Annotated in this window: 13 protein-coding genes; 8 read left to right on the top strand and 5 right to left on the bottom strand. The window is 49.4% G+C overall.

The features are described from left to right. Window positions 1–938 (top strand): M3 family metallopeptidase (locus ACTHS3_RS07100; RefSeq protein ID WP_440367525.1); only part of this gene is annotated, 938 nt, incomplete at its 5' end. A 95-nt stretch (window positions 939–1,033) separates the two neighbouring features. After that, window positions 1,034–1,705, top strand: a complete 672-nt coding sequence (locus ACTHS3_RS07095; protein ID WP_249967793.1) for a DUF4145 domain-containing protein — start codon at window positions 1,034–1,036, stop codon at window positions 1,703–1,705. A gap of 233 nt (window positions 1,706–1,938) precedes the next feature. On the opposite strand, the gene ACTHS3_RS07090 is transcribed toward ACTHS3_RS07095, so the two are convergent. Continuing rightward, window positions 1,939–2,202, bottom strand: coding sequence for a hypothetical protein (locus ACTHS3_RS07090; protein WP_004520905.1), 264 nt, complete (start codon window positions 2,200–2,202; stop codon window positions 1,939–1,941). A gap of 234 nt (window positions 2,203–2,436) precedes the next feature. On the opposite strand from ACTHS3_RS07090, the gene ACTHS3_RS07085 reads away from it, so the two are divergent. Both ACTHS3_RS07085 and ACTHS3_RS07080 read left to right on the top strand, forming a co-directional pair. Then, window positions 2,437–2,856: a CopD family protein gene (locus tag ACTHS3_RS07085; RefSeq protein ID WP_003681587.1), complete on the top strand. Its 420-nt coding sequence runs from the start codon at window positions 2,437–2,439 to the stop codon at window positions 2,854–2,856. A gap of 38 nt (window positions 2,857–2,894) precedes the next feature. After that, window positions 2,895–3,365 (top strand): CYTH domain-containing protein, encoded by a 471-nt coding sequence (locus ACTHS3_RS07080; RefSeq protein ID WP_440367522.1) that lies wholly within the window; start codon window positions 2,895–2,897, stop codon window positions 3,363–3,365. 157 nt (window positions 3,366–3,522) lie between these two features. On the opposite strand, the gene ubiG is transcribed toward ACTHS3_RS07080, so the two are convergent. The 4 genes from ubiG to ACTHS3_RS07060 all read right to left on the bottom strand — a co-directional run bounded on the left by ubiG (window position 3,523) and on the right by ACTHS3_RS07060 (window position 6,561). Further along, on the bottom strand, window positions 3,523–4,236 hold the full coding sequence (gene ubiG / locus ACTHS3_RS07075) for a bifunctional 2-polyprenyl-6-hydroxyphenol methylase/3-demethylubiquinol 3-O-methyltransferase UbiG (RefSeq protein ID WP_199900968.1): 714 nt from the start codon (window positions 4,234–4,236) through the stop codon (window positions 3,523–3,525). A 162-nt stretch (window positions 4,237–4,398) separates the two neighbouring features. Continuing rightward, the gene (locus tag ACTHS3_RS07070) at window positions 4,399–4,932 is read right to left on the bottom strand and encodes a c-type cytochrome (RefSeq protein ID WP_440367519.1); all 534 of its coding nucleotides are present in this window, start codon (window positions 4,930–4,932) and stop codon (window positions 4,399–4,401) included. Window positions 4,933–5,401: 469 nt separating this feature from the next. Further along, entirely contained in the window at window positions 5,402–5,674 is a 273-nt protein-coding gene (locus ACTHS3_RS07065) for a GIY-YIG nuclease family protein (protein WP_070607242.1), read from the bottom strand. Further along, the gene (locus tag ACTHS3_RS07060) at window positions 5,671–6,561 is read right to left on the bottom strand and encodes a LysR family transcriptional regulator (protein ID WP_440367517.1); all 891 of its coding nucleotides are present in this window, start codon (window positions 6,559–6,561) and stop codon (window positions 5,671–5,673) included. Before ACTHS3_RS07060 ends, ACTHS3_RS07065 begins: the two co-directional genes overlap by 4 nt. Before the next feature lie 119 nt (window positions 6,562–6,680). Between ACTHS3_RS07060 and ACTHS3_RS07055 the strand changes: the two genes are divergently transcribed. The 4 genes from ACTHS3_RS07055 to rmuC all read left to right on the top strand — a co-directional run. Continuing rightward, window positions 6,681–7,337 (top strand): NAD(P)-dependent oxidoreductase, encoded by a 657-nt coding sequence (locus tag ACTHS3_RS07055; protein WP_440367516.1) that lies wholly within the window; start codon window positions 6,681–6,683, stop codon window positions 7,335–7,337. Between the two features lie 432 nt (window positions 7,338–7,769). Continuing rightward, window positions 7,770–8,309 carry a DUF924 family protein gene (locus ACTHS3_RS07050; protein ID WP_004520918.1) on the top strand — a complete coding sequence of 180 codons (540 nt, stop codon included), beginning with the start codon at window positions 7,770–7,772 and terminating at the stop codon, window positions 8,307–8,309. Window positions 8,310–8,421: 112 nt separating this feature from the next. Then, entirely contained in the window at window positions 8,422–9,786 is a 1,365-nt protein-coding gene (gene mnmE / locus ACTHS3_RS07045; protein WP_049336933.1) for a tRNA uridine-5-carboxymethylaminomethyl(34) synthesis GTPase MnmE, read from the top strand. A 1,026-nt stretch (window positions 9,787–10,812) separates the two neighbouring features. Continuing rightward, window positions 10,813–12,314, top strand: a 1,502-nt coding sequence (gene rmuC / locus ACTHS3_RS07040) for a DNA recombination protein RmuC (RefSeq protein ID WP_440367515.1), incomplete at its 3' end; no start/stop codon positions are given.

Raw genomic sequence — 12,314 nt, 5'->3', positions numbered from 1 at the left:
CCCAAATCAAAAAACTCTACGGCATCGAGCTGGCTGAAAAAACCGTCCCCGTTTGGCACAAAGACGTGCGCTATTTCGAGCTGAAACAAGACGGCCAAACCATCGGCGGCGTTTACATGGACTTGTACGCACGCGAAGGCAAACGCGGCGGCGCATGGATGGACGGCTATAAAAGTCGCCGCCGTTTTGCCGACGGTGCGCTGCAACTGCCGACCGCCTACCTCGTCTGCAACTTCACCCCGCCGGTCGGCGACAAAGAAGCGCGTTTGAGCCACGACGAAATCATCACCCTCTTCCATGAAACCGGCCACGGCCTGCACCACTTGTTGACCCAGGTTGACGAAGTGGGCGTATCCGGCATCAACGGCGTCGAATGGGACGCGGTCGAGCTGCCTAGCCAATTCATGGAAAACTTCGTTTGGGAATACGACGTATTGGCGCAAATGTCCTCGCACGAAGAAACCGGCGCAGTATTACCGAAAGAGCTGTTCGACAAAATGCACGCGGCTAAAAACTTCCAACGCGGTATGTTCCTCGTCCGTCAAATGGAATTTGCCCTCTTCGACATGGAAATCTACCATCAGGAAGATGAAGGCCGTCTGAAAGAATGGCCGCAAATCTTGGACAAAGTGCGTCAAGAAGTCGCCGTGACCCAACCGCCGGCATACAACCGCTTTGCCTTGAGCTTCAGCCACATCTTCGCCGGCGGCTACTCCGCAGGCTATTACAGCTATGCATGGGCGGAAGTTTTGAGTGCAGACGCTTATGCGGCGTTTGAAGAAAGCGACGACGTTGCCGAAACCGGCCGCCGCTTCTGGAAAGAAATACTGGCCGTCGGCGGTTCGCGCAGCGCAGCAGAATCCTTCAAAGCCTTCCGCGGCCGCGAACCAAGTCTGGATGCCCTGCTCCGCCACAGCGGTTTTGACAACGCAGCTTAACTGGAAGATTGACATAATAAAAAGACCGTCTGAAAATTTTTCAGACGGTCTTTATCGAAACCAATAAATATTGCTTTGTTAGCATTGAGAGGGAGATGTTAGAAATGACAGAATACATAGCACCTAAGTTTAAGAAAGGGGCTTTTAATTGCCCACACTGTGGAGCATTTGCTCATATGAGATGGGAGTCTAACGACGCTCTTGTTTATTACCAAGCTACTTGTGCTTATTGCTCAAAATATAGCCTTTGGAGAGTAACCCAAACAGCGACTAATCATGTTCATTTCACTTTTCCGACTGAAGGCGAAATGCTCTACCCAAATTGCGGATCTGCTCCACTTCCAACCGAAGATATGCCCAAAGATGTCAAAAATGACTACGAAGAAGCCGCCCGAATTTTCATCCAATCGCCCAGAGGAGCAGCGGCATTATTGCGGTTGGGCTTGCAAAAATTGTGTATTCATTTGGGAGAAGAAGGGAAAAATATCAATGCCGACATCAGGTCACTAGTAAACAAAGGTGTATTCTCAGGTCAAGTCATCCAAGTTGCCGATACTTTGCGGATTACCGGCAATAATGCCGTCCATCCCGGTCAAATTTCAGATGCAGATTTTGATAGGGCTGCTGCCAAAATGTTCGACTTAATTAATTTCATTGTGAAGAAAGCGATTACCGAACCGAAAGAACTAGACGAGCTTTATCAGCTGATGCCCGAAAATGCAAGAAACGCCGCAGAAGCGCAAGATAAAAAGAACTCCAAACCTTGAACATAACCTTATTCTATCAAGGAGTAGTTAAGGGATAGTTTTTTTATTTCTAAAGGCAGACAAGCCACCCATAAAAACAGGGCATGTTCCCATGCCCTATCATTTGAATTTCAGACGGCCTTTCGGTTGTCAAAACTTATTAGGAACAATGAGCAAGCACTGTCCCTAACAAGACTTCGAGAAAAACAGAAGTCCGCATTTCAGACTCCTATCTCCCCCTCCCATCGCTAAAATTAGTTTTTGCCCTTTTTATCGCCGGCTGCCAAGCGCATATTGATAAATTCCATCATCAAATCTTTTTTCGTCCAGAAAAAGGTTTTCATTTTTTCCAAAGAATAGATTTTCCGAATCATCGCCGGCAATCCTGCGTGAACGATGGCCGCGACTTCGCCATTGGTTGTTTCGTTGTCCATGGCGGCTTTGAGGTTTAGATTGTGCGTATTCAGGTAGTTGCTAAGCTCTTTCCTGACGCTGTTGCTGATTTCGAATTGTTTCATGTTTTCCGTCCATAATGTTTTTATAATTAAATAGCATAGAATTTTAGCAAGTTTTTTGCATCGTGCATATCTCAACTTGCATATTATTGCGGAATTTACAATTTGGTTTTTGGGTAAAATCATGCCTGCAACACATTGTTGCGGCGCACTAAATCGGATTGTTTTGACTATTTTGTTTTGGCTTAAGCAGTATTGCGGATAAAATAATGGTTTTAGGTTTTGAGGCCGTCTGAAATGTATTTGTGGTTTAAGCTGCTGCATGTGTTTTTTGTAATTTCTTGGTTTGCCGGACTGTTTTATCTACCGCGGATTTATGTGAATCTGGCGCAATTAGAACCCGGCAGCGTGGAATATGTACGGCTGACGGATATGTCGCGCAGGCTATACCGCTTTATGTCGCCTTTGGGCTGGGGAACGCTGATATTTGGCGCGGCCATCGGGTTTGTAAACAATTGGTGGGGCAACGGCTGGCTGGCGGTTAAATTATTGTGCGGCCTGCTGCTCTTGGCTTATCAGCTTTATTGCGGCCTGCTGCTGCGCCGTTTTCAAAACGGCAGCAATGTGTATTCGCACCGCTGGTATCGGGTATTCAACGAACTCCCCGTATTGATGATGGTGGCTGCGCTTTATATGGTGGTTTTCAAGCCGTTTTGATCTTCAGACGGCCTGTTTGGTAAATAAGGAAAGAATTCATGACGGTCGAAATCGAACGCCGCTTTTTGCTGGCAGATGACAGTTGGCGCGAAGCGGCAAGCGAGCCGCTGGTGTTGCAACAGGGCTATTTGAGCGTGGAAAAAGAGCGCACCATCCGTGTGCGGATTATCGGTTCTCAAGCATGGCTGACCCTGAAAGGCTATATTTCCGACATGACGCGCAGCGAGTTTGAATACGAAATCCCGCTGGCTCATGCGCAAGCGATGATGGCGGATATGTGTCCGTTTAAAATGGAAAAATACCGCTATCGGGTCGAATTTAAAGGCTTTGTGTATGAAATCGACGAATATTTCGGCGACAATGCGCCATTGATTGTGGCGGAAATCGAATTGCCGTCTGAAGATACCGAGTTTCCCAAACCGTCTTGGCTGGGCCAGGAAATCACGTCAGACGGGAAATTCACCAATGCGTATTTGAGCAAACATTCGTATTCGTCTTGGACGGAATAAGGGCGACAACTTCTCTGCACATACAAAAAAGGCATGTATCGCACATGCCTTTTTTCTTTTCAGACGGCCTGATTTACCTTACCGATATTTGTATCAAGCTGCTTTCGACATACTGTTTCAGATATCGGGCAAGCCCGTGTGTTTTATCCATGTAACCTTACGCCGGACGGCAGGCCACCATATAGTTGACCTCGGTCGAGTCGCACAAAGAATAACGGCCGCTCAACAAATTGTAGGTCATGCCCTTGCTGCCGACGGTATCCAATCCGGCTTGGCGGCACATGCGTGCAAGCTCTGCCGGCGTGATGAATTTTTTCCAGTCGTGCGTGCCTTTGGGGACGAATTTCAACAGATATTCCGCGCCGACAATCAGATGCAGATAAGATTTGGGATTGCGGTTGATGGTGGAGAAAAACACCATGCCGTCGGGTTTGACCAGTTTCGCGCAGGCTTGAACGATGGCGGACGGATCGGGAACGTGTTCCATCATTTCCATACACGTTACCACGTCAAAGCTGTGCGGCTGCTCGGCGGCGAGGTCTTCGACGCGGATGCAGCGGTAATCAATATTGGCAACATGTTGGCTGGCTGCATGGGCAGCGGCGGTTTGCAGGGATTTTTCCGCCATATCGATGCCGGTCACGTGTTCTGCGCCGCGTTTGGCCATGCTTTCCGACAAAATCCCGCCACCGCAGCCTACATCCAACACGCGTTTGCCTGCCAATCCGGCATAGCCGTCGATATAGTCGAGGCGCAAGGGGTTGATGTCATGCAGGGGCTTGAATTCGCCGTTTTTATCCCACCATTTGTCGGCGATTTGGCTGAACTTGGCGATTTCGCCGGCATCTACGTTGTCGTGTTGATTGCTCATGGTTTGCTCCTGCATAAAATAATTCGCCTGATTTTAGCCGATTGTGCTTCAAAATAAAATGTTTCAGACGGCCTTTGCCTGTTTATCGGCACTATTTCAACTTTTATCCGCCCACCCATAAAAAACGCACCTTGTAGCAAGGTGCGTTTCAATCAGTACGATTTAGAATTTAGCGCCGGATTCGTTGGCCATGTAATCAACTGCGGCTTTCACTTCGTCGTCGCTTAAGCTGCCGTTGCCGCCTTTGGCAGGCATGGCTTGGAAGCCTTCGAGGGCGTGTTTGTGCAAGGTGTCTTTGCCTTGTTTAATGCGAGGCGCCCAGTCTTCTTTTTTGCCTACGGCCGGAGCACCGGGAATCAAGCCGCTGTGGCATGCTTTACAGTTCGCTTCAAAAACAGCTTTGCCGTCCACTTTGGCGGATTCGGCAGGCTTGGCTTCAGCGGCAGGCGCTTCGGCTTTCTCTTCGGGCTTGGCAGCTTCTTCAGGTTTAGCGGCTTCCTCTGCTTTGCTGGCAGCGGCTTCGACTTTATCGGCAGCTTCTTGAGCAGCAGATGCAGTAGCATCGGCAGCAGAAGCAACTTCGTTTTTAACTTCAGATGCAACGGCTTGAGCAGTCTCTTGAGTCTCCTGTTTAGCCTCTTGGGAACAAGCTGTCAAACCAGCCATCATCATTACGGCAATCAGTAATTTGTTCATGTTCTGTCTTTCCTTAGTTTTAGTTTAAATCACTGTTTTATATAAACAGCTTAAAAATTCTAGCATAGAAACTAATACCTTCGACCTACACTATAATAAATATTGGCATAAATCAGATTTTGTCACAAAAACAGGAAAAACATATTGACACCACACCTCTACTCAGATAGAAATCCACGCCCATTTGTCATTTGGCGTGATAATTTTCATTTTATTGTTCAATCAGTTACTCATTTTATTTTCAAAGTTTCTTTTAGAATTCAAATTTTTACCGACTTCTCCATGAGTAGCGTCAACCTGAAAGCCATCCCCATCTCAAAAAGGCCGTCTGAATCCCAATCAGGTTTCAGACGGCCTTTTTGAATCATGTTAATAAACATTTGCCGCTTGGCCATGCAAAAGACACCGGCAGGCCTACTTGTTTATAGAGTTTTTCATATCCCGACTACAATTTAATCCAGTGCCGCCATTAGTCTTTTGCCAATATTTCAGCTTCAGTCCACAATCCCCGCTTCTGCTCTGCCGTCAATTTCTTAATGCCGATTTCCCGTTTCAGCGCTTCACTTTTGTTCAGGCCGTCTGAAACAATGCGCATCTCGACAGGCTTGTTCAACCGCGTGTATTTCGCGCCTTTTCCTGACAAATGCGCCGCAAATCGCTCTTGCGGACGGTTGCTGATGCCGCAATAAAACGCGCCGTTTTCGCACAAAATCAGGTAAACGCTCCAATTGTCCGCGTTCATAAATCCCCTTCCTTGGCAAAACTATCGGTAAAAATGCGCACGGCAACCTCGGTTTTAACAGACTGCACACGATAAGGCGTTACCAAATAAAGGCTGACCGGCGGCAATGTCCATTCAGGCAAAACCGCTTTCAGACGGCCTTGTTCGATTTTCTCCCTCACTTCGCCGCCCACTTGTAAAGACAAACCGAAACCACTTTCGGTCAGGCTGCGCACAGCGGCCAAATGCGTGCAGGCGATGCTGTCGGCGACGTCGAGAAAATAGCTTTCTTCACCATTTTGCAAGGTCGTACGGACAGGTAAAAAATGCAGCCAGCTGTGTGCATGAAGCTGAGAGGGATGGGTAATGGGCGGATACCGATCGAGATAATCGGGCGCGGCGCAAATGATGTACGGCCAAGTCACGAGATGGCGCGCAACCAAGTTGGGATCGTCCAAAGCCCGGTCGCCGCCGCGTATGGCGATGTCGGTCTGATTGTGTTGCAGGTCGTCCAAAGTATCGCTGAAATTGAAGACAGGGCGGATTTTGGGAAACTCGGCTTGCAATCGTGAAAACGCAGTCTGAAAAGCGCGGGAACCGATGACGCAGGAAGTCAGGGAAATACGCAATTCGCCGACGGGTTCGGTTTTCAGATTGTCGATAACGGTACGCGTATCGGCAAGGGTGGCGGCGAGGCGGCAGCAGTATTCGCCCAAGGCGCGGCCGGCATCGGTAAGCGCAAGACTGCGCGTGCTGCGGTTTAACAGCTTGATGCCATGCAGGGTTTCGAGGCGGTTGATGTGCTGGCTGACGGCAGACGGCGTCATGCCCAGTGCGGCCGCAGCGGCGTTCATGCTGCCGTGTTCGAGGACGGCGGCGAAAACAAGCAGGGGTTTGATGTCTTGCATTTCGACTAATTATGTAGTTCAACTTCACAATCATAACAGCAAATCAGGGATTATCAAGCGTTTCAGACGGCCTTACAATGCACTCATCTAATCAATCACATCCCCACAAGGAGTCAAATATGAAAATCGCAGTTATCGGTGCAACTGGTTATGTCGGCAACGCAGTCGTCCAAGAATTGGCAGGCCGCGGTCATGAAATAACCGCTTTCGCTCGCAATACAGACAAAGTGTTCCAAGCGCAAAATGTTGCCGCAGTCTCTGCAGATGTCAACGCAGCAGATTTCGCCGACAAACTGGCCGGTTTTGATGCCGTAGTCAGCGCATTCAACCCGGGCTGGACCAATCCCAACATCGGCGCAGATTTCACACGTGGCGCAAACAGCATTGTCGAAGCAGCAAAAGCAGCGCAAGTGCCTTATTTATTGGTCGTCGGCGGCGCGGGCAGCCTGTATGTGGCACCCGGTTTGCAAGTTATCGATACGCCCGACTTCCCGAAAGAAATTTTCGACGGCGCCAATGCCGCACGCCATCTTTTGGCAGAACTCCTGCCGCGCCGCGACGTGAACTGGTCTTTCGTTTCCCCTCCGGCACGACTGGGCGCGACCGGCGGTTTCAGCGAAGACAAAACCAGCAAATACCGCTTGGGTAAAGACGATTTGCTGATGGACGGTGAAATTCCGGCAGGCATCAGCGTGGCCGATTTGGCAGTCGCCATCGCCAACGATGCGGAAAACAAAGCGCATTTGTTTGAACGCTTTACCGTCGCCGCTGTTTAATCATCTTAATTTAAAGGCCGTCTGAAACTAAAAGTTTCAGACGGCCTTTGCATGCGCTCATCTCATCAATCGAATCTCAACAAGAAGTCACACATGAAAATCGCAGTGATTGGTGCAACAGCTTATGTCGGCAACGCAAGCAAAGTTTTCCAAGTGCAAAATATTGTCGTCGTCTCCACATACGAATAAAATCTGTCGGCAATTTATATCAAAATTACAAAAATATTTTGAACAAAGTGAAGGAACTGTACCAGAGTAGTAAGGAGCCCATCCTGAAAAGATGTAGATCATAAATTGTATATTGTGAGCAACAATCCGCTCCGCTACCGATCTTTTCTCACGCAAGCGCTGATGGTTAAGATGATCTGAAAGCATCTCTCTAATTTTTCAGACGGCCTCAATTTTCCCTGTACTCTATTTCAAGGAGTTTTCATGACACCTCAAACTGTCTTAGATTTCTGGTTTACCGAAGAAAACCACCCTTTCCAATTTGCCCGCAACAATGGATTCGATGCCCAAATTCGCGCTCAATTTTTCGATATCTGGCAGCAGGCAGCTCGCGGCGAACTTTCACACTGGCGCGATACTCTGCAAGGCAGGCTCGCCGAAATCATTATTCTTGACCAATTCTCGCGCAATCTGTTCCGCGACAGCCCTCAAGCGTTTGCCCAAGATACTGCTGCACTCATTCTTGCCCAAGAAGCCGTTCGCCAACCCGGCTTCGCCGACCTCCTTCCGCATGAACGCCATTTCATGCTGATGCCGTTGATGCACAGCGAAAGCCAAGTTATCCATGAACAAGCCGTACCGCTGTTTGAACGCTATACCAATGAAAACGCATTGGCCTTTGAAATCAAACACAAAGTCATCATCGACCACTTCGGACGCTATCCGCACCGTAACGCCGTATTGGGGCGTAAAACCACGGAAGAAGAAGCAGAATTTCTGAAGCAGGAAGGTTCATCATTTTAATTCCATCAAAGTCAAAGGCCGTCTGAAACCGAAATCAAGGTTTTCAGACGGCCTGCATCATCGTGAAATCACTATATAATACCGTCTATTAAATTCCAGATACGAGCCAACCATGTCCGCAACCCAACCCACCATCGCCGCCATCGCCACCGCACCCGGACGCGGCGGCGTCGGTGTGATCCGTCTTTCCGGCAAAAACCTGCTACCTTTGGCGCAAACCCTCAGCGGCGGCAAAACGCCCAAACCGCGCACCGCGCTTTACACCGACTTTCTCGGCGGCGACGGACAGCCGATAGACAACGGCATCCTGCTCTACTTCGCCGCTCCCGCCAGCTTTACCGGCGAAGACGTGATTGAATTGCAGGGGCACGGCGGCCCTGTCGTGATGGACATGTTGCTCTCGCGCTGCCTCGAACTGGGCGCGCGCATGGCGGAGCCGGGCGAATTTACCAAACGCGCCTTCCTCAACAACAAACTCGACCTAGCCCAAGCCGAAAGCGTCGCCGACCTCATCGACGCCTCCAGCAAGTCCGCCGCCCGCATGGCATTGCGTTCGCTCAAAGGCGCGTTTTCCCAACACATACACGAGCTGGTGGACGACCTTATTACTTTGCGGATGCTGGTTGAAGCCACGCTGGACTTCCCCGAAGAAGACATCGACTTTCTCGAAGCCGCCGACGCGCGCGGCAAGCTCCAAGCGCTGCAAGGCCGTCTGAAAACCGTGCTTGCCAGTGCGGAACAAGGTGCGATTTTGCGCGAAGGCATGAACGTCGTCCTCGTCGGCGCGCCCAACGTCGGCAAATCCAGCCTGCTCAACGCCTTAGCTGGCGACGACATCGCCATCGTAACCGACATCGCCGGCACCACCCGAGACACCGTGCGCGAACAAATCACCCTCGACGGCGTGCCCGTTCACATCATCGACACCGCTGGCCTGCGCGAAACCGACGACGTGGTCGAGCAAATCGGCATCGAACGCAGCCGCAAAGCCGTCTCCGAAGCCGATGTCGCCCTGATTCTGATTGACCCGCGCGAAGGTGTGAACGCCAAAACCCAAGCGATTTTAAACAGCCTGCCCGAAGGTTTGAAAAAAATCGAAATCCACAACAAAGCCGACCTGACCGGCGAACCTGTCGCCGTCCGTTCAGACGGCCTCGCGCAAACCGGTGTGGAAAGTGTCATCAGCCTGTCCGCCAAAACCGGCGCGGGTCTCGACTTGCTCAAACACGCCCTATTGCAGGAAGTCGGCTGGCAGGGCGAAAGCGAAAGCCTGTTCCTCGCCCGCAGCCGCCACCTCAACGCCTTGCACGAAGCCGAAGCCGAGCTGGAAAACGCCGCACTCTGCAACAACAACCAAATCGAGCTTTTCGCCGAACACCTGCGCCTCGCCCAAAACGCCTGCAGCGAAATCACCGGCGAATTTACCGCCGACGATTTGCTGGGCGTGATTTTCTCGCGCTTCTGTATCGGCAAATAAAACGGTTTGCCATCAAATACAAAGGCCGTCTGAATATTCAGACGGCCTTTTTTATCACCAAAACAAGCTTAATTTCACTTGCGTTTATTTATTGGCAGCTTCTGCCATATTTTTTGCGATTTTGGTCGCACCAACTGTCAAACCGGACATACCGATCAAAGAAGCCGCAGCCAATTTGATTAATGTTTTCATTTTAACTCTTTTCTGTGTATTTAAGGGTGTGTTGTGTATTTTTTATTTATCGGCATCAGCCATATTGTGGGCGATATTGGTTGCACCGACGGTCAGGCCGGACATACCGATTAAAGAGGCTGCTGCCAGTTTGATTAAAGTTTTCATTGTTTATCTCACTTTCTTGTCTGTCGGCCGAAAAACGGCCTAAGTTGCGTTTTCTGAAGTATTGTAATTAATTCGTTTATGATTGAATTATTTGTGTACTACCGTTTCGATATTGTAGGCGACGCCGAGGGCGGAGGCCGGTATCCCGACATGCCGATTAAAGAAGCGGTGGCAAGCGTTATTAAATATCCCATTTTAAGTAGTCCTTTTTCATAGATACAAAATGTTATTTAACAACATACACATTTTTTCGTCGGCATCTGCGCTGCCGACAGGACGAATCATACCGTGTTAATTGTTAATTAATACAACTTTTCCGTAAAGATAAAATACTAAAAACATACATAACAAAGATTTTAGTTAATTTATATTTTGTTTTGAAAATGACACCGATGTCTTTCTCAATGACACCGATGTCTTAATTACATACGCACTACAAACGTGTTTCATTTTCCCCATAAAATCTTGCTTTTTTTGTTGCAAAATTGCACTCTAAATAAAATATATTTTAAAATTCAATATTTTATGAATTTATATTTTTTACAACAAAAATATTCAATTAGTCAAAATCAATACCTTTGATAGCTTCTTTTAAAGAAAACACACGTTTCTAGCGCATATCCGACCATAAAATGCGCTGCAAATATATGATATAGTGAAACATTCTGCGTATTGACTATTTCCAGCATGAACAACACCCTAATCCTGACCGGCGCGGCCGCATTTTTTATCGGCGCGCTGTTTGCTTGGCTGATAACACGCTACCAAGCCCAAAGCCGACACTTTATTGTTTTGCAAGAATTGGCCGAAAGTCGCCGCCTACATGAGTTTGCCGAACAGGTGCAGACTCAAACTGCAGCAGACTTGGCGCAAAGCCGCCATACCGTGCAGGAATTGCAAGACGAATTGCAGGAGACGGGCAACCGCTTTGCCGCGGCCGAAAAACAGATTGCCTATCTGCAAGATTGCGAGGCCGAAGCCGAGGCTTTAAAACACGAATGTGCAAAATGGCAGCAAAGCGCGCAAAACCTGCAAATCAACAATGAGCGCCTAAACACGCAGCTGGTTCAAGAGCAGGCATTGAGTGCGGATAAAAATACGCTTTTGCAACAACAAGAAGCAGAAAAAGGCCGTCTGAAACAAGAATACGACACGCTGTTAGAGCAAAACCATGCGCTGCAAGTCCAAAACGAGCGCCTCTCCACACAACTGGCGCAAGAAAAAGCCAATATCGACGACAAAAACAGCCTTTTGCAACAGCAAGAAACCGAAAAAGGCCGTCTGAAACAAGAATACGCCGCTCTCTTGGAGCAAAACCACGCACTTCAAGTCCAAAACGAGCGCCTCAACACCCAATCGGAAAAAGACCGTCAGGCCGCCGAAGAAAAATTGGCCCTGCTGGCAGATGCGCGTCAAAACCTGAGCGACCAGTTCCAAAACCTCGCCAACACTATTCTGGAAGAGAAAAGCCGCCGCTTTACCGAACAAAACCACGACCATCTCCAACAACTGCTCAATCCGCTCAACGAACGCATCCACGGCTTCAGCGAGCTGGTTCAGCAGACTTATGAAAAAGAAGCCAAAGAACGCCTGACCATCGAAAACGAGCTCAAACGCCTGCAAACCCTCAACACCCAGCTCCACCACGATGCCAAAGCGCTGACCACTGCGCTGACCGGCACGCAAAACAAAACCCAAGGCAACTGGGGCGAGATGATTTTGGAAAGCGTATTGGAAAATTCCGGCCTGCAAAAAGGCCGTGAATACATCGTTCAAGCCTCCAGCGTCCGCCACGAAGCAGACGGTACCCAACGCCGCCTCCAGCCCGACGTCCTCATCAATCTGCCCGACAACAAACAAATCATCATCGACTCCAAAGTATCGCTGACCGCCTACGTCCGCTATACGCAAAGCACCGGTGCAGAAGCAGAGCGCGAGCTTGCCAACCACGTCGCCAGTATCCGCGCCCACATCAAAAGCTTGGCTGCCAAGGATTACACCGACCTTGAGGGCGTCAAAACGCTGGACTTCGTCTTTATGTTCGTCCCTGTCGAACCGGCCTACCTCCTCGCCCTGCAACACGATCCAAACCTCTTCCAAGAGTGTTTCGACAAACGCATCATGCTGACCGGCCCCAGCACCCTGCTCGCCACCCTGCGCACCGTTGCCAACATCTGGCGCAATGAGCA

The sequence above is a fragment of the Neisseria sp. P0009.S007 genome (assembly GCF_051962515.1).
The sequence above is the reverse complement of the archived record's forward strand: the minus strand, read 5'-3'. Positions and strand labels throughout refer to the sequence as shown.